This is a genomic window from Collimonas sp. PA-H2 (assembly GCF_002564105.1).
Lineage (GTDB): Bacteria > Pseudomonadota > Gammaproteobacteria > Burkholderiales > Burkholderiaceae_D > Collimonas.
Window position 1 is genome coordinate 5191184 of the sequence record NZ_PDBX01000001.1, and the last position, 16560, is coordinate 5207743.

At 59.9% G+C, this 16560-nt stretch carries 17 protein-coding genes; 13 read left to right on the forward strand and 4 right to left on the reverse strand.

Features of this window, described 5'->3' with window-relative positions; all coding sequences use genetic code 11:
- Positions 1 to 34: 34 nt before the first annotated feature.
- The 9 genes from cyoB to BCF11_RS23820 all read left to right on the forward strand — a co-directional run bounded on the left by cyoB (position 35) and on the right by BCF11_RS23820 (position 9172).
- The gene (gene cyoB, locus BCF11_RS23780) at positions 35 to 2038 is read left to right on the forward strand and encodes a cytochrome o ubiquinol oxidase subunit I (RefSeq protein WP_098497674.1); all 2004 of its coding nucleotides are present in this window, start codon (positions 35 to 37) and stop codon (positions 2036 to 2038) included.
- Complete coding sequence (cyoC, locus tag BCF11_RS23785) at positions 2031 to 2669, forward strand: cytochrome o ubiquinol oxidase subunit III (protein WP_098496933.1); 639 nt, start codon at positions 2031 to 2033, stop codon at positions 2667 to 2669. The genes cyoB and cyoC overlap by 8 nt, the downstream gene beginning before the upstream one ends.
- On the forward strand, positions 2666 to 3169 hold the full coding sequence (gene cyoD, locus BCF11_RS23790) for a cytochrome o ubiquinol oxidase subunit IV (protein WP_098496934.1): 504 nt from the start codon (positions 2666 to 2668) through the stop codon (positions 3167 to 3169). Before cyoC ends, cyoD begins: the two co-directional genes overlap by 4 nt.
- A gap of 9 nt (positions 3170 to 3178) precedes the next feature.
- Positions 3179 to 4039 (forward strand): SURF1 family protein, encoded by an 861-nt coding sequence (locus BCF11_RS23795; protein WP_098496935.1) that lies wholly within the window; start codon positions 3179 to 3181, stop codon positions 4037 to 4039.
- Positions 4023 to 5375, forward strand: coding sequence for an ATP-binding protein (locus BCF11_RS23800; RefSeq protein ID WP_098496936.1), 1353 nt, complete (start codon positions 4023 to 4025; stop codon positions 5373 to 5375). Before BCF11_RS23795 ends, BCF11_RS23800 begins: the two co-directional genes overlap by 17 nt.
- Positions 5365 to 5901 carry a response regulator transcription factor gene (locus BCF11_RS23805; protein ID WP_098496937.1) on the forward strand — a complete coding sequence of 179 codons (537 nt, stop codon included), beginning with the start codon at positions 5365 to 5367 and terminating at the stop codon, positions 5899 to 5901. The genes BCF11_RS23800 and BCF11_RS23805 overlap by 11 nt, the downstream gene beginning before the upstream one ends.
- A gap of 45 nt (positions 5902 to 5946) precedes the next feature.
- Positions 5947 to 6441 (forward strand): RDD family protein, encoded by a 495-nt coding sequence (locus BCF11_RS23810; RefSeq protein ID WP_098496938.1) that lies wholly within the window; start codon positions 5947 to 5949, stop codon positions 6439 to 6441.
- A 245-nt stretch (positions 6442 to 6686) separates the two neighbouring features.
- Positions 6687 to 7844, forward strand: a complete 1158-nt coding sequence (locus BCF11_RS23815) for an ABC transporter substrate-binding protein (RefSeq protein WP_233212617.1) — start codon at positions 6687 to 6689, stop codon at positions 7842 to 7844.
- Between the two features lie 209 nt (positions 7845 to 8053).
- Positions 8054 to 9172, forward strand: coding sequence for an ABC transporter substrate-binding protein (locus BCF11_RS23820; protein WP_098496940.1), 1119 nt, complete (start codon positions 8054 to 8056; stop codon positions 9170 to 9172).
- A 39-nt stretch (positions 9173 to 9211) separates the two neighbouring features.
- Here BCF11_RS23820 and galE read toward each other — a convergent pair whose 3' ends face one another.
- Together galE and BCF11_RS27780 are read right to left on the reverse strand one after the other, a co-directional pair.
- Positions 9212 to 10231 carry a UDP-glucose 4-epimerase GalE gene (gene galE / locus BCF11_RS23825; RefSeq protein ID WP_098496941.1) on the reverse strand — a complete coding sequence of 340 codons (1020 nt, stop codon included), beginning with the start codon at positions 10229 to 10231 and terminating at the stop codon, positions 9212 to 9214.
- Between the two features lie 135 nt (positions 10232 to 10366).
- Positions 10367 to 10555, reverse strand: a complete 189-nt coding sequence (locus BCF11_RS27780) for a hypothetical protein (RefSeq protein WP_143751438.1) — start codon at positions 10553 to 10555, stop codon at positions 10367 to 10369.
- A 194-nt stretch (positions 10556 to 10749) separates the two neighbouring features.
- Between BCF11_RS27780 and BCF11_RS23835 the strand changes: the two genes are divergently transcribed.
- The 4 genes from BCF11_RS23835 (at position 10750) to BCF11_RS23850 (ending at position 15510) form a co-directional block, all read left to right on the forward strand.
- Positions 10750 to 11670 (forward strand): ABC transporter ATP-binding protein, encoded by a 921-nt coding sequence (locus BCF11_RS23835; RefSeq protein ID WP_098496943.1) that lies wholly within the window; start codon positions 10750 to 10752, stop codon positions 11668 to 11670.
- Between the two features lie 2 nt (positions 11671 to 11672).
- A complete protein-coding gene (locus tag BCF11_RS23840) occupies positions 11673 to 12434 on the forward strand; it encodes an ABC transporter permease (RefSeq protein WP_098496944.1) in 762 nt (253 codons plus the stop codon).
- A gap of 152 nt (positions 12435 to 12586) precedes the next feature.
- A complete protein-coding gene (locus BCF11_RS23845) occupies positions 12587 to 14677 on the forward strand; it encodes a bifunctional 2',3'-cyclic-nucleotide 2'-phosphodiesterase/3'-nucleotidase (protein WP_098496945.1) in 2091 nt (696 codons plus the stop codon).
- A 92-nt stretch (positions 14678 to 14769) separates the two neighbouring features.
- Positions 14770 to 15510, forward strand: a complete 741-nt coding sequence (locus BCF11_RS23850) for a tetratricopeptide repeat protein (protein WP_158229267.1) — start codon at positions 14770 to 14772, stop codon at positions 15508 to 15510.
- 21 nt (positions 15511 to 15531) lie between these two features.
- On the opposite strand, the gene BCF11_RS23855 is transcribed toward BCF11_RS23850, so the two are convergent.
- Entirely contained in the window at positions 15532 to 16053 is a 522-nt protein-coding gene (locus tag BCF11_RS23855; protein ID WP_369827820.1) for a hypothetical protein, read from the reverse strand.
- Positions 16054 to 16065: 12 nt separating this feature from the next.
- Positions 16066 to 16287 (reverse strand): hypothetical protein, encoded by a 222-nt coding sequence (locus BCF11_RS28715; protein ID WP_369827821.1) that lies wholly within the window; start codon positions 16285 to 16287, stop codon positions 16066 to 16068.
- Positions 16288 to 16560: the final 273 nt, after the last annotated feature.

A 16560-nucleotide genomic window follows, 5' to 3' on the forward strand; every position in this document is an offset into this window, starting at 1 on the left:
GCGCCACGTTTCCCTTTTTCACCGGAAAGTAATGATGCTAGACCATATCGATCTGACGAAGCTGATCTTCGGCCGTCTCACCTGGGAAGCGATTCCCTATCACGAACCGATTCTCATCGCGACCTTCCTCATGGTCGCCCTCGGCGGTGCAGCGGTGCTTGGCGCGCTGACCTATTACAAGGTCTGGGGTACGTTGTGGCGTGACTGGTTCACCAGCATCGACCATAAGAAAATCGGCATCATGTACGTTGTACTTGGCCTGGTCATGCTGCTGCGCGGCTTTGCCGACGCCTTGATGATGCGTGCCCAGCAGGCGTTTGCTTTCGGCGGTTCGGAAGGCTTCTTGCCGCCGCACCACTACGACCAGGTCTTCACCGCGCACGGCGTCATCATGATCTTCTTCGTCGCCATGCCGCTGGTGACCGGCCTGATGAACTACGTGGTGCCGCTGCAGATCGGCGCGCGCGACGTTGCTTTCCCTTTCCTCAATAACTTCAGCTTCTGGATGACCACCTTCGGCGGCATGCTGGTGATGGCGTCGCTGTTCGTCGGCGAATTCGCGCGTACCGGCTGGCTGGCGTATCCGCCGCTGTCTGGCATCTTGGCCAGTCCGGATGTGGGGGTCGACTACTATATATGGGCGCTGCAGATTGCCGGGGTAGGGACGCTGCTATCGGGCATCAACCTGATCGCCACCATCGTCAAGATGCGCGCGCCTGGCATGAACATGATGAAGATGCCGGTGTTCACCTGGACTGCCTTGTGCACCAACGTCCTGATCGTCGCTGCTTTCCCAGTCCTGACCGCGGTATTGGGCATGCTGTCGCTGGACCGTATCTTCGGCACCAACTTCTTCACCAACGACATGGGCGGCAACGCCATGATGTATGTCAACCTGATCTGGATCTGGGGCCATCCTGAAGTCTACATCCTGATCTTGCCTGCTTTCGGTATCTTCTCCGAAGTGGTTTCCACATTCAGCAGCAAGCGCCTGTTCGGTTACACCTCGATGGTTTACGCCACCGTGGTGATCACCATCCTGTCCTACCTGGTGTGGCTGCATCACTTCTTCACCATGGGTTCGGGGGCCAGCGTCAACTCGTTCTTCGGCATCACGACGATGATCATCTCGATCCCGACCGGCGCCAAGATCTTCAACTGGCTGTTCACCATGTACCGCGGCCGCATCCGTTTCGAGCTGCCCATGCTGTGGACCATCGGCTTCATGATCACCTTCGTCATCGGCGGCATGACCGGCGTGCTGCTGGCGGTACCGCCAGCCGACTTCGTGCTGCATAACAGCCTGTTCCTGATCGCTCACTTCCATAACGTGATTATCGGCGGCGTATTGTTCGGCATGTTTGCCGGCATCAACTTCTGGTTCCCGAAAGCCTTCGGCTTCAAGCTCGACGATTTCTGGGGCAAGTGCTGCTTCTGGTTCTGGACCATCGGCTTCTATGTCGCCTTCATGCCGCTGTATGTGCTGGGCCTGATGGGCGTGACCCGCCGCCTGGGCCACTTCGAAGATCCGTCGCTGCAGATCTGGTTCCAGATCGCCGCCTTCGGCGCCGTCCTGATCGCACTCGGCATCGCTTCCTTCATCGTGCAGCTGATAGTCAGCTTCCGCCGCCGCGAATCGTTGCGCGACACCACCGGCGATCCATGGGATGCACGTACGCTGGAATGGTCGACTTCGTCGCCGCCGCCAGATTACAACTTCGCCTTCACGCCGAAAGTGCACGACAACGACGCCTGGACCGACATGAAAGCCAACGGCTACAGCCGTCCGCTGAAAGACTTCGTCGCCATCCACATGCCGAAGAACACCGGCGCCGGTTTCATCATCGCTGCGCTCAGCGCTGCCGTCGGCTTTGCCCTGATCTGGCACATGTGGCTGGTGGCGGGCCTCGGTTTTGCCGCGATGATGGCAGCCATCATCGTCCACACCTTCAACTACAACCGCGATTACCACATCTCGGCGGACGAAGTCGTCCGCACCGAGGGCGAACGCACACGATTGCTGGCTAGCCATGTCTGATATCACTATGAATACCAACAGCGCCACCGGCGCGGCTGACCCGAGCGCGCGCTTCTACGTCCGCGAACATCATCCGGAAAACGGCACCTTGCTGGGTTTCTGGCTGTACCTGATGAGCGATTGCCTGATCTTCGCCTGTCTGTTTGCCACCTACGCGGTATTGGGCCGCAACTATGCAGGCGGCCCGACCGGCGCCGAGCTGTTCGACCTGCCGCTGGTTGCGGTCAATACTTCGCTGCTGCTGCTGTCGTCGATTACTTACGGTTTCGCCATGCTGGAAATGCAGCGCAAGCGCAAGGGCGCGACCCTGGCGTGGCTGGCGGTCACCGGCATCCTTGGCGCCTGCTTCATCGGCTTTGAACTGTATGAATTCGCCCACCTGATCCACGAAGGCTACGGTCCGCAACGCAGCGGCTTCCTGACTTCCTTCTTCGCCCTGGTGGCGACCCACGGCTTGCACGTCAGCTTCGGCATCGTCTGGCTGATTACATTGATGTTCCAGGTCAAGCGCCATGGCCTGACCCAGGAAAACGGCCGTCGCCTGATGTGCCTGTCGATGTTCTGGCACTTTCTGGACGTGGTCTGGATCGGCGTCTTCACCTTTGTCTATCTGATGGGAGTTTTGCCATGAGCGGCGGACATCAACAACACCCGGCCCGTGTCGTCGGCCATGGCCATGATCACGATGACCACGACGGTCATCACGGCCACACCCACGCCGACCACGGCAGCCTGAAAAGCTATACCACCGGTTTCATCCTGGCGGTGATCCTCACCGCGATTCCGTTCTGGCTGGTGATGGGCAAGGTGATCGACAAGTCCAGCACCCTCGGACTGGTGCTGCTCGGCTTCGCCGCGGTGCAGATCGTGGTGCACATGGTTTACTTCCTGCACATGAACACCAAGTCGGAAGGCGGCTGGTCGATGCTGGCGCTGATCTTCACTATCATGCTGGTGTTCATCATGCTGAGCGGTTCCCTGTGGGTCATGTATCACCTGAACCACAACATGATGCCGGGCATGATGACCGATTCGTCCATGCACGAGACGGTGCCTGAGTCGATGCAGAGCATGCCAGGCATGGACATGTCGACCATGCCGAAGTCGCACAGCATGCACGATATGCCATAATCCGGCGCGATGAGACCAGAACCGCAGGGCTCGCTGAGCCCGGCAAACCAGAACGCGGCGCCGGCAACGACGCCGCGTTCGCGCTCCAGGGCCGCAAAAATGGCGCTGCTGGCCTGCGCCGTGCTGCTGTTTGCCGCTTTCTTCGCCCTCGGCAGTTGGCAAATCAAGCGCTTGCAGTGGAAGCTAGACCTGATCCAGCGGGTCGATGCGCGGGTGCATGCGCCTGCCGTTGCCGCCCCGGGACCGGAGCTATGGCCGCACATCAGCGCCGAAGCCGATGAATATCGCCATGTGCGCGTCAGCGGCACTTATCTGTATGCACTGACCACCCGGGTCCAGGCTTCGACCGAGCTGGGCGGCGGCTTCTGGCTGCTGACGCCATTGCGCAGCGCCGACGGCAGCACGGTGCTGGTCAACCGCGGCTTCGTGCCGACCGCTACACCCGAATCCGGAGTGGTGGTCGCGGAATCCGCGCCGGCCGTCGTCAACGGCCTGTTGCGCATCAGCGAGCCGGGCGGCGGCTTCCTGCGTCACAACGACCCTGCAGGCAACCGCTGGTATTCACGCGATGTACAGGCGATTGCGGCGGCGCGCGGCCTGGACCGGGTTGCGCCTTACTTTGTCGACGCCGAATCCGTGCGCCAGCCTGCCGCGCAGGATATCGGCGACGGCCTGCGTCCGGTCGCCGGTTTGACAGTAATTTCCTTTCACAACAGCCACTTGGTTTATGCTCTTACTTGGTATGCACTGGCCTTGATGGTGGCGGGGGCCTGCTACTGGGTCGTGCGCGAAGAACGAAAATCGCCAAAGAATGGCGGCAACGCGGCCGGCAAAGACCAAAGTGAAAGTGAAGATGGCAAGCAAAATTGATATTCTTGCAAATACAGAAGACTTGAAACAGCGCTGGACCGTGGCGGCGGGCGTGGAAAACGGTGCTGGCCACAAGAACATGCTGCAGCTGATCCAGCTGCGCTGGATTGCCGTGATCGGCCAGATCACCACGATCGCTATCGTCATCCTCGGCTTCGGCATCCAGTTGCCTTTGCCGCACATGCTGAAGGTGCTGGCCTGCCTGGTGGCGTTCAATATCGCCAGCCACCTGCGCTGGCACGAGCGGCGCGTCGCCACCAACGGCGAACTGTTCCTGGCGCTGCTGGTCGACGTCGGCATCCTGACCGCCCAGCTATACCTGAGCGGCGGCACCACCAATCCCTTTGCCTTTCTCTTTCTGCTGCAAGTGATCCTCAGCGCCGTGCTGCTGGAAGCCTGGTCGACCTGGACCATGGTCGCTATCACCAGCCTGTGCCTGGCCGGGCTGTCGCTGTTTTCCGAACCGCTGGCGTTTCCGCCCGATCACGGCAACGCCTTGTCCAGCCTGTATGTGGAAGGCATGCTGATGTGCTTTGTGCTCAACGCCGCGCTGCTGGTGTTTTTCATCACCCGCATCAACGGCAACCTGCGCGCCGGCGACGCCCAGCTGGCCGAACTGCGCCAGCGCGCCGCCGAGGAAGACCACATCGTCCGCATGGGCCTGCTGGCGTCCGGCGCGGCGCATGAACTGGGAACGCCGCTGGCGACCTTGTCGGTGATTCTGGGCGACTGGCGGCGCATGCCCGAGTTCAGCCAGAACCGCGAATTGCTGGAGGAAATCGGCGACATGCAAACCCAGCTGCAGCGCTGCAAGAGCATCGTCAGCGGCATCCTGCTGTCGGCCGGCGAGGCGCGCGGCGAATCGTCCGTGAAGACCACCATCAACACTTTCCTGAACGACCTGGCGAAGGAATGGGGCGCGACCCGGCCGGTGATCTCGTTCGCTTACGAAAACCGCATCGAACAAGACATTCCAGTGGCCTTCGATTCCGCGCTCAAGCAGATGATCTGCAATGTCCTCGACAATGCGCTGGAAGCCTCGCCGCAATGGGTCAGCCTGGAAGCCTCGCGCGAAGGCGATGCGCTGATCCTGGTCGTCACCGATAGCGGTCCGGGCTTCCTGCCCGCTATCCTGGCCCAGATCGGCAAACCCTATCAATCCAGCAAGGGACGGCCGGGCAGCGGCCTGGGGCTGTTCTTTGTGGTCAACGTTGCCCGCAAGCTGGGTGGCACTTTCAGCGCCAGCAACCGGCCGCAGGGCGGGGCGCTGGTGCAGCTGACGCTGCCGCTGGCGGCCATCCGCCTAGAACAAGGGGAAACAGAACATGCCGGCTGATCGTCTGCTGTTGATCATTGAAGACGATGCCACCTTCGCACGTACGCTCGGCCGTTCGTTTGAGCGGCGCGATTACAAAGTACTGCTGGCCGCCAACCTGGATGAAGCCGCGCAGCTGCTGCAGCAGCATTCACCCGGCTATGCCGTGGTCGATCTCAAGCTGAGCGATAGTACTTCCGGACTCGCCTGCGTGCAGATGCTGCACAAGCACGATCCCGCCATGCTGATCGTGGTGCTGACCGGTTTCGCCAGCATCACCACGGCGGTGGAAGCGATCAAGCTGGGCGCTTGCCAATACCTCGCCAAGCCTTCCAATACCGACGACATCGAGGCCGCTTTCGGCCACGTTGCCGGGGTGGCCGAGCTTGAGCTGAGCACGCGTTCGACCTCGATCAAGACGCTGGAATGGGAGCGCATCCACGAAGTGCTGGTGGAAACCGGTTTCAATATTTCCGAAACGGCGCGCCGTTTGGGCATGCATCGCCGTACACTGGCACGCAAGCTGGAAAAACAGCGTATCAAGTAGTAGTCGTTCAATCCGTATCGTAGCGCTCACAGCAAAGGCCGTCATATGGAGCAAGCGCAATCTGAACTGGAGTTGGAGTACGTTGGATTCTGGCCTCGCATGCTGGCCAGCCTGGTCGACACGGTGTTGCTGACGCTGGTGATCATCCCGGTCATGCTGTCGATCTACGGCAGCGCATACTGGGAAGACGAACGTCTTTTCAAGGGCTACGGCGGCGTCCTCTTTGAATGGATACTTCCCATTGTCGCCGTGCTGGCATTCTGGCTGGTGAAGCAAAGCACGCCAGGAAAAATGATGATAGGCGCGAAGATCGTCGACGCCAGGACCGGCGAGAATCCCCAGCCAGCCCAACTGCTCGTACGCTATATCGGCTATTACGTTTCACTGTTCGGCTTGTGCCTGGGTTTCATCTGGATCGCCTTCGACAAGAGGAAGCAAGGCTGGCACGACAAGATGGCGGACACCGTCGTGGTGCGCAGAAAAGACCACGGTAAAAAGGAAGGCGTCAGCTTTAAGCAGGATGGCAGGCAGAATCACTGATTCGTAGGTTTCACGGCTCCCCTAAGGGAGCCGTTTTTACTTGTGCGCTCGGAAAGAGCGCTGGGCAGGTGGTATTGTAATTGCAATTATTGCTTTACGGAAACAGTGGCGTAAGATATAACAACGCTAGTGCACTGCTGCGCTGTTTATCCGGCGTAGGAAAACCTGAACATTACAAAACGGAGACGATGTTGCTAAAATTTTCTTTCAAAAGGATGTTGCCGGCCCTGATTCTTTGTACAAGTTTGCCGGTTTTTGCTGAAGAACCGCCGGTCAGGATCGCCGTCATCGGCCCGACTACCGGCAAGTCGTCCGAAGACATGGGCGAAAGCATACGCGGCGGCGCCCGGGTTTTCCTGAGCGACATCAATCAGTTTGGCGGCGTGCTGGGACGCCGCGTCGAGCTGGTCGAGCGCGACGACGAAGCCAAGCCGGAGGTCGGCGCCCGCATCGCCAGGGAGTTGGTGGACAAGGAAAAAGTCGTCGCCGTGGTTGGCTTCGGCAACACCGGCGTCGCGCTGCCCGCCGCCAAGATATTCCAGGAAGCCAGGATCCCCCTGATCATCAGCGGCGCCACCGGCGCCGTCATCAACAAGCAGTTGATGCCGCCGGCCTCTGCCGTCAGCTATGTGTTCCGCACCTCCGCCAGCGATGCTTTGCAGCCGATCGTGATCCTGAACGACCTGATCGACCGTCGCAAGATCACCAAGATCGCGCTGCTGCATGATGAAACGCCATATGGCCAGTCAGGCAAGCAGAGCGTGCTGGACGAACTGGCGCGCCGCCATCTGGCGCCGGTGACGGTGGCCAGCTTCAAGGTCGGCGAACAAGACATGAGCAGCCAGCTGGCGCAGGCGCGCGAAGCCGGCGCCCAGGCGGTGGTGCTGTACTGCCTGGCGACCGAAGGCGCCATGGTGGCGAAAAGCGCCGCCAGGATGAAGCTGAAACTGCCGATTGTCGGCCCCTGGACGCTGTCGCAGAAATCGTTTATCGATTTGTCCGCCGATAGCGGCGAAGGCGTGCGCACGGCGGTCACCTATATCGAAAACGACATCAGCTCGGTCAGCAACCAATTTACGCTGGCTTACAAGAAAACCAACAAGGTGAGCCTGATCCCGTCGGCGGTCGCCGCGGCACAGACTTACGATGCCTTGCGCCTGATTATCCTGGCGATCTACCAGGCCCGCTCCACCGATGGCGACAAGATCCGTGCTGCACTTGAAGACTTGCACCAGACCACCATGTCGACCGTGGTTTCGCGTTACCAGCGGCCGTTTTCGCCGACCGACCATGAAGCCATCAGTCTGAACATGATCGTCATGGGCGAAATCCACAAAGGGCAGGTGGCTTACGCCTATCCGGAAGACGCCAGCAGCGGACTGATTACCCGCGTCAAGAAATGAAGTGCGCAGGCCTGTCTGTCTGGCGCTCCGCGTTTGCGGCACGGGCCGCCGGCCTGGACCGGATTGCTCGGCGCAAGTGCCGAAACGTCATGGCCTGCCAAGTCGGCGATTACAAAAAATCGAAGTGAAATGAATGCCGTTTGAAAGCTGTTTGTAAGCTTTGTAAGAGTATTGTCCTGAGAAAATAATTACAAACAGGAGGGACAAGCATGAAAATGTTGATCGGCATACTCTTATTTGCATCTGTCGCGCTGACCCAGGCGCAGGATCGGGCGGGCCAGGAAAAGATCGTCATCGGCCAGTCGGTGGAGCTTTCGGGCGAAGCCACCGGCAAGGAAAACATGGAGGGGGCGCTGGCTTATTTCGCCTGGGTCAACGCCCAGGGCGGCGTCTATGGCCGCAAAATCGAGCTCAAGTCCTATGACGACAAGCGCAAGCCGGAGACCACCCGGCTGAATACTGAGAAGCTGCTGAAGGAAGACAATGCGCTGGCGCTGTTCGGCTATCGCAGCACGCCGACGGTGGAGGCCGTGCTGCCGCTGCTGCTGAGCGAGAAGGTGCCGTTGATCGCGCCTTTTTCGGGCGGCCAGAGCTTGCATCAGCCGTTCAACCCCTATCTGTTCAATCTGCGCGCCAGCTACCAGGCTGAAACCGCGAAAATGATCGAGTTGTTCGGTTCGCTCGGCATCAAGAAGGTGGCCATCCTGTATCAGGACGACAGCTTCGGCAAGGATGGATTGGCAGGATTCCAGCGCAATCTGGCTGCGCATAAGCTGAGTCCGCTGGTCACCGCAAGCTATGACCGCAAGGACCTGAAGCTGGAGCCGGCGGTCAGCGCCATCGCTGCCGCCAATCCGCAGGCAGTCCTGATGGCGTGCACGCCGTCAGCTTGCGCCGATTTCGTCAAGCAGATGCACAAGAAGGGCGCGCATCCGGCATTCATGATGCTCTCCAACGTCAGTTCCGAGACTTTTTTCGAATCGCTGGGCGACGATGGCCGCGGCGTCAGCGTCATGCAGGTGATGCCTTATCCCAGAGACTTCGCGGCAGCCGCGACGCGCGAGTTTCAGAGCGTCCTGAAGGGCATGGCCAAGCCGCCGCCTAGTTCCTATTCGGCATTTGAGGGCTTCGTGGCGGCGAAACTGCTGACCGAAGGATTGCGCCGGGCCGGGCCGAATCCAACCCGGCCGAAACTGATTGCAGCGCTGGAGACGATACGCGATTTCGACCTGGGCGGCGTGCGGGTGTCATATTCGCCAGGCAATCACGACGGTTCGAAATTTGTCGAAATGATCATGGTCGGCAAACACGGCGCCATTCTGCATTGATAGCTAATCCTCAGTCTTCGCGGCGCCGGGCAATGCAGGTCAATCTGTAAAGCCGGCCGGGTTTTGCGACTGCCAGCGCCAGGAATCGGTACAGATCGATTCCAGGTCTTCCTCTGCGCGCCAGCCCAGCAGTTCGGCCGCCCGTCCGGGATCGGCATAGCACGAGGCGATATCGTCCGGACGGCGCGGCGCCATATCGTAAGGCACCGGCCGGCCGCTGGCTTTTTCGTAGGCAGCGATGACTTCCAGCACGCTATAGCCGCGGCCGCTGCCGATATTCGCGGTGAAACTTTGTTGTTTGTCTTGCAGATAGTCGAGCGCCGCAAGATGCGCCTTGGCCAGGTCGACCACATGGATATAATCGCGCACGCCGGTGCCGTCGGCGGTCGGATAGTCGCCGCCGAATACCGGCAAGCTGGCGCTGCGCCTGGAGGCCACCCTGGCGATATAAGGCATCAGGTTATCCGGATTGCCGCGCGGGTCTTCGCCGATCAATCCGCTCTTATGCGCGCCTACCGGATTGAAATAGCGAAGATAGGCGATTTTCCAGCGCTGGTCCGACTGTTCCAGGTCGCGCAATATCTGTTCGCCGATCAGCTTGGTCTGGCCATAGGGACTTGAGGCCGACAGCGGAAAGTGTTCGAGGATGGGCAAGGCGGCTGGATCGCCATACACCGATGCCGATGAGCTGAACACCATTTTTTCCACACCGGCATCGCGCATCGCCGTACATAGCGTCAGCAGGCTGTTCAGGTTGTTGGCATAGTATTCCAGCGGCTTGGCGACAGATTCCCCTATCGATTTCAACGCTGCGAAATGGATGGTTGCACCGATGCGGTAATCACGGAACAAGCGTTCGGTGCCGGCGCGATCGCACAGATCCGCCTGCACGAAAACCGGGGTCTTGCCGGTAATTTTCTTGATGCGGTCCAGCACCAGCGGACTGCTGTTGGCCAGGTTGTCGACGCCAACCACCTCATGGCCGGCATTCAGCAGCTCAACCCAGGTGTGGGAACCGATGTAGCCGGTTGCCCCGGTGAGCAGGATAGCTGCGTTCATATTGTCTTTAAAGCAAAGCAAAAATGGATATAGGCAGAGAGAGTAAGTAGTTTTTTGAATCGAGGCAATCACAAGCTGTGCAAATGCCCGGAATAATCTCTGGCGCTACATGACAACAATGCAAATTTGGCAATTTCAGCGGCTGTCAGCCGACGCGGGATGGGCCGGGGCCAGGTGCGGCACCGGATGCGCGTTCAGCGTCGCGGCGGGCATGGGGAAAGCCGGCGCCTGGAACATGGTGCTGGGGGCCACGCGAGGCTTGTCGGTTTTACTACACCCCAAAATGGCGAGGGAGAAGATCAGGAATATGGATCGTAATAACATTTCCGCTCCGTAGAAACATGATTGGTCAAAGGCGGGAAGGGTAATCTAGAAATCCGCCGGCTTCTGTGCGCAAGCTAACTTTGCTTATGGAAAATCGGCCAGGGGGCATATCCCATGCATACGGCCGCTTGCCAGCAGCAAATACAAAGCACCATTAGAATGCATGACTATCCGGATTTTTAGAAGGAAGCCGAGTGCAATCCATCATTTCAGTCAAGAACCTGACCAAGACCTACGCATCGGGGCACAGTGCGCTCAAAAGCATCAACCTGGAGATACGGCGCGGTGAGATCTTTGCGCTGCTGGGGCCGAACGGCGCCGGCAAGACGACCCTGATCAACATCATCTGCGGCATCGTCAACCCTAGCCAGGGCCAGGTCCTGGCCGACGGCCACGACGTTGTGCGCGACTACAAGGCGGCGCGCTCGCGCATCGGCCTGGTGCCGCAGGAGCTTTCCACCGACGCCTTCGAAAGCGTGTGGGCCACGGTCTCTTTCAGCCGCGGCTTGTTCGGCAAGGCCGCGCATCCGGCGCATATCGAAAAGATATTGCGCGACCTGTCGCTGTGGGACAAGAAGGATGCCAAGATCCGCACTTTGTCCGGCGGCATGAAGCGCCGGGTGATGATCGCCAAAGCGCTCTCGCACGAGCCGCAGATCCTGTTCCTGGATGAACCCACCGCCGGCGTCGACGTCGAACTGCGGCGCGACATGTGGCAGATGGTCCGCGGCCTGCGCGAGAACGGCGTCACCATCATCCTGACCACCCACTATATCGAGGAAGCCGAGGAAATGGCCGACCGCATCGGCGTCATCCGCAAGGGCGAGATCATCCTGGTGGAAGACAAGGCGCTGCTGATGGAAAAGCTCGGCAAGAAGCAGCTGAAGCTGCACCTGCAGCGGTCGCTGTCGCAGATCCCTGACAGCCTGGGCGGCAACCAGTTGGAACTCTCGGCAGATGGCAACGAGCTGATCTACACCTTCGACGCCCAGAGCGAACAAACCGGGATCGCCGGTCTGCTGCGCCAGCTGAGCGAGCACGGCATCGATTTCAAGGACTTGCAATCCAGCCAAAGCTCGCTGGAAGAAATTTTCGTCAACCTGGTGAAAGCATAAACATGAATCTTCACTCTATCCGCGCGATCTATATGTTCGAGATGGCGCGCACCGGGCGTACGCTGATGCAGAGCATCGCTTCGCCGGTGATATCCACCGCGCTGTATTTCGTCGTGTTCGGCGCCGCCATCGGCTCGCACATGGTCAGCATCAACGGTGTCAGCTACGGCGCCTTCATCATTCCCGGCCTGATCATCATGTCGCTGATGACGCAAAGCACCGCGAATGCCTCGTTCGGTATCTACATGCCGAAATTTTCCGGCACCATTTACGAGGTGCTGTCAGCGCCGATCTCCAGCGTGGAAATCGTCGGCGGCTATGTCGGCGCAGCGGCCACCAAATCGGTCATCCTCGGCCTGCTGATCCTGGCCACGGCGCGGCTCTTCATTTCTTTCGAGATCGCCCATCCCTGGTGGATGATGGCCTTCCTGATCCTGATCGCCGTCACCTTCAGCCTGTTCGGCTTCATCATCGGCGTCTGGGCCGACGGCTTTGAAAAGCTGCAGCTGATCCCGCTGATGATCGTCACGCCGCTGTCCTTCCTGGGCGGCAGCTTCTATTCGATCAACATGCTGCCGCCGTTCTGGCAAAAGATCGCCTTGTTCAATCCGGTGGTGTACCTGATCAGCGGCTTCCGCTGGAGCTTCTACGGCGTTGCCGACGTCAACGTGCTGATCAGCGCCGGCATGGCGCTGGCGTTCCTGGCGCTGTGCATGGGCGCGCTCTGGTGGATCTTCAAGACCGGCTACCGCCTCAAGGGCTGATAAATAATTGCCAACCGGATTCATGATGGGGTCATATTCGGGATACATAATCCCGACAATGCGTTACCTGGCCGATACATAAAACCAGAACCACGCGCCCCACATGACGAACGCGCCATCCAAGGCGCGTTCTCTTTTCCGGAGACCGTTTGATGATCAATAAATTTGGCAAGCCGGCGCTGGCCGCCGTCGCCGCAATGACCGTGGCTGCCTGCGGCAGCAGTTCCTCCACGCTATCGACGCAGGTGCAGGAGGGCAGCGTGCTCAAGATGGCGATTCTTGAGACCACCGATATCCATTCCAATGTGCTCGGCTATAACTACTACGCGCTGGCGCCCGACGCCAGCCTGGGCCTGGACCGCACCTCGACCCTGATCCAGGGCGCGCGCGCTGAAAATCCCAACAACGTGCTGTTCGACGACGGCGACGTCATCCAAGGTACTTTGCTGGGCGACTACCAGGCGCAGGCCACGCCGGTCACCTGCAGCGGCACGCTGGCGGTGCACAAGGTGATGAATGCCCTCAAGTACGACGGCGGCGGCATCGGCAACCATGAATTCAATTACGGCCTGGGATTCCTCAGCCAGATCACCAATTCCGATCTGGGCGTGACCGGCGTCGCCAAGCCGGCCGGCACTTGCGGCGCACCGGCGTTCCCGCTGGTGCTGTCCAACGTCAACAGCGTCGCCAGCCAGAAGCCGATTTTCAATCCCTATGCCGTGATTCCCAAGCTGTTCGCCGCCACCACGCGGGACGGCAAGACCATCGAAGTGCCGCTCAAGGTCGGCATCCTCGGCTTCGTGCCGCCGCAGATCATGGACTGGGACCAGAAAAACCTGGCTGGCAAGGTATATGTCAACGGCGTGCAAGAGAGCGCTAACCAGTACGTACCGCAATTGCGTAGCGCCGGCGCCGATGTCATCGTCGCGCTCTCGCACGGCGGGCTGGACGCCTCGCCCTACAGCCCGAAGATGGAAAACGGCAGCCTGTACCTCTCGACCACCGGCATCGACGCGCTGCTGGTCGGCCACTCGCACCTGATTTTCCCGGCGGCGAAGGAAGCCAAAGCGCCGGCGCTGGACGCATCGCTGGCAGCTTTGCCTAAGAACATCGTCGACAGCAAGAACGGCTTTGTCAATAATGTGCCGACCGTGATGGCGCAGAGCTGGGGCCGTCGCCTCGGCATCATCAAGCTGACCTTGCAATATACAGGCGGCAAATGGGTGATCCAGCAACCCCTGACTACCGTCGAAGCGCGCGGTTTCAAATACAGCGACGGCGTCACCAGCGTGGCGGCCGATCCCGCCATTGCGGCGCTGGTGGACAGCGAACACAAGGCCACCATCGCCTATGCGCAGCAGCCGCTCGGCACCACTACGGATTTCGAAATGTCGTCGTACTTTGCGCTGGCGGGCGATGTCGGCGCGATCCAGATCGTCAACCAGGCGCAGATCGACTACGTCAAGAATTTCATCGGCAGTTCCACCGAGGCCACGCTGGCCAGCTACAAGAACATCCCGGTGATCTCTTGCAGCGCGCCGTTCAAGGCCGGCCGCAACGGGCCGTCGGATTTCACGGATGTCGCGCCAACCGCATCCAAGGCGGCTCCATTTGCCTTGCAGGTGCGTAATCCCGGCGATCTCTACCTGTATAGCAACAACAATCTGCAGGCGGTGAAAATCAAGGGATCGGACCTCAAAAACTGGCTGGAAACCTCCGCTTCGCAGTTCGGCAAGATCGATCCCAACGCAACCGCGGAACAAGACCTGGTGCCTTCATATTCGTCCATCTACAACTACGACGTGTTCTACGCCGAAGGCAATGCGATGCAGTACCAGATCGACGTCACCCAGGTGGTCGGCAGCCGCATCGTCAACCTGACTTACCAGGGTAAGCCGGTGGCTGCCACGGATGATTTCATCGTCGCCACTAATGACTACCGCGCCAGCGGCGGCGGCAATTTCCCGGGCATCGACGGCAGCAAGACCATCATCAAGTCGCCGGACGCCAGCCAGGCGGTGGTCAGCGGCTACCTGCAAAAGCTCGGCAAGGTCACGCAGGCGAATAACGGCGGCGGCCAGAGCTGGAGCTTCGTCAAAGTGGCGACCAAGGGGCCGGTGATCCTGCGTTCGGCGCCGGGCAAGCTGGCCGTGGCGCAGGCGCTCGGCCTGAACCGCGTCGCCACCGAGGGCGCTCTTGATCCCAGCGGCTTTTCCAAGTACGCGATCGACTTGAGCAAATAGGTGCGGCCGGCGAGGTGCGGCCGGCGTAGGCGCAGCTCGCATCTCCGATGTACCAAGCCCCGGTTGTACGGGGCTTGTCTTGTTTGATAAAGATGAAAACATATTCAAATCTGTCGGCGGCGCTGGTCTTCGGACTGCTGCTTGCCTCCTGTAGCGATCAGCAGCCGGCAGCGCCAGGCAGCGCGCAGCTGGAAAGCCTGGGCGTGCTGGCCAGGCAAGGCCGGCAGGCATCGGCTGTCGATCAATTGCAGGCCTGGGCGCAGCGCGGCTCCGCAGTAGCGCAGCGAGAATTGGCCTTGGCCTACGAAGATACGGCGGCGAGCGAGAAGGATGCCGCCTTCTGGTTGAGCAAAGCCGCCCAGGGCGGGGACAGAGAAGCGGCTTTTGTGCTGGCCGGCGCTTACTACAACGGCAAGCTTGGCCTCGGCAAAGAGCCGGTGCTGGCCGCGCAATGGTACAAAAAGGCAGCGGCGCAGGATGACGAAAGAGCTGCCTTGATGCTGTCGCGCATGGCCAAATATGGCGAAGGCATGCCGCAAGACCTGAGACAGTCCGTGTCCTGGCTGCAGCAAGCCAGCGCCAACGGCAGTGCGCAAGCCATGTTCCTGCTTTCCAACGCATATGCTGCGGGCGACGGCGTCCCCCAGGATCTGGCGCTGGCGCACAGCTGGCTGGAAAAATCCGCGCAGGGAGATTTTCCGCCGGCGCTGCAGTCGCTGGCGCTGGCCATGGATGCCGGAAGTCCGAATGCAGAGAAAAATCCAGAGCGGTCCTATCATTTGCTCAAGGAAGCAACTGAAGAGCGGCGCATGCACTGGGACAAGACGCAATAATTCTTTGCCTCGACTACCTGCTCAGCTGCCGCCATAGCCCCCGACCGCGGCCAGCGGCGCTACTTTCTCCTGGATGCTGTTGAGCCAGGCGGTCCAGAACGCAGCCGATGCATCTTCAAAGCCGGGGCCGAACTGTTCAGTGTCGGCGCGCAAGCGGGCAGGATCGATATCCTGCATATGGGCCAACTCGTGCGCATGGCCGATCAGCCAGCGCTCGATCATGCGGATATCGAACTCGGGATGAAACTGCAAGGCCAGGCAATTGCGGCCCCAGGCGAACGCCTGGTTGCGATAGCGGCTGCTGGCGGCAAGGTGCTTCGCACCTTTTGGCAAGTCGAAAGTGTCGCCGTGCCAGTGCAGCATCCTGAGCTCGGCGCCTATCAGTTTCCGGATATAGGGCCGGTCGCCCATATCTTCGCCTGCGCTCAAATGCTCCCAGCCGATTTCCTTGCCGGCAGAACCCGGGTAGACCCGTGCATGCAGGGCCGCCGCCATCAGTTGCGCGCCCAGGCAAATGCCGAGTGTCGGCAGATCTTCCAGCATGCGCGCGCGCAGCTATGCCACCTCGGTGCTCATATAAGGGTAGGTCTTGACGTCGTAGACCGAGACCGGGCCGCCGAGAACGATCACCAGATCGGGATTCAATGGCGAGGTGGCGGCGAACGAAGCGACGCCGACATCGAAATAGGTGATGTCGAAGCCGCGCTGGCTCAGCAGTGGCGCCAGCTGTCCCAGGTCTTCAAATGCAACGTGCCTGAGCACGAGAGCGGTTTTCATGGCGCTTTCAGGTTTTCTTTAAGATTTTCTGCAAAATAGTTCTTGTCCAGCGCCATCGCACGCTGCCGTGGCCGATGATGACAGACTCGCTATATTTTAACGTATACAACGATGCCGTCATAGAGCGTTCCGCAATCCGCTGGCACGCCGTTTGCGAGTTTGCGCACATCCGCGCCGGTTTGGCCTATCTGGCGCTCGCATCTTCGCTATATATTAAAAAATATAGTGAAACCGTAATTTAGCGCCTATTCTCCCCTTGGCTTGCGGTGCAGC

Coding starts and splice junctions, on each gene's coding strand:
- cyoB (WP_098497674.1), top strand. CDS start 35: ATGCTAGACCATATCGATCTGACGAAGCTGATCTTCGGCCGTCTCACC.
- cyoC (WP_098496933.1), top strand. CDS start 2,031: ATGTCTGATATCACTATGAATACCAACAGCGCCACCGGCGCGGCTGAC.
- cyoD (WP_098496934.1), top strand. CDS start 2,666: ATGAGCGGCGGACATCAACAACACCCGGCCCGTGTCGTCGGCCATGGC.
- BCF11_RS23795 (WP_098496935.1), top strand. CDS start 3,179: ATGAGACCAGAACCGCAGGGCTCGCTGAGCCCGGCAAACCAGAACGCG.
- BCF11_RS23800 (WP_098496936.1), top strand. CDS start 4,023: ATGGCAAGCAAAATTGATATTCTTGCAAATACAGAAGACTTGAAACAG.
- BCF11_RS23805 (WP_098496937.1), top strand. CDS start 5,365: ATGCCGGCTGATCGTCTGCTGTTGATCATTGAAGACGATGCCACCTTC.
- BCF11_RS23810 (WP_098496938.1), top strand. CDS start 5,947: ATGGAGCAAGCGCAATCTGAACTGGAGTTGGAGTACGTTGGATTCTGG.
- BCF11_RS23820 (WP_098496940.1), top strand. CDS start 8,054: ATGAAAATGTTGATCGGCATACTCTTATTTGCATCTGTCGCGCTGACC.
- galE (WP_098496941.1), bottom strand. CDS start 10,231: ATGAACGCAGCTATCCTGCTCACCGGGGCAACCGGCTACATCGGTTCC.
- BCF11_RS27780 (WP_143751438.1), bottom strand. CDS start 10,555: ATGTTATTACGATCCATATTCCTGATCTTCTCCCTCGCCATTTTGGGG.
- BCF11_RS23840 (WP_098496944.1), top strand. CDS start 11,673: ATGAATCTTCACTCTATCCGCGCGATCTATATGTTCGAGATGGCGCGC.
- BCF11_RS23845 (WP_098496945.1), top strand. CDS start 12,587: ATGATCAATAAATTTGGCAAGCCGGCGCTGGCCGCCGTCGCCGCAATG.
- BCF11_RS23850 (WP_158229267.1), top strand. CDS start 14,770: ATGAAAACATATTCAAATCTGTCGGCGGCGCTGGTCTTCGGACTGCTG.
- BCF11_RS23855 (WP_369827820.1), bottom strand. CDS start 16,053: ATGCTGGAAGATCTGCCGACACTCGGCATTTGCCTGGGCGCGCAACTG.
- BCF11_RS28715 (WP_369827821.1), bottom strand. CDS start 16,287: ATGAAAACCGCTCTCGTGCTCAGGCACGTTGCATTTGAAGACCTGGGA.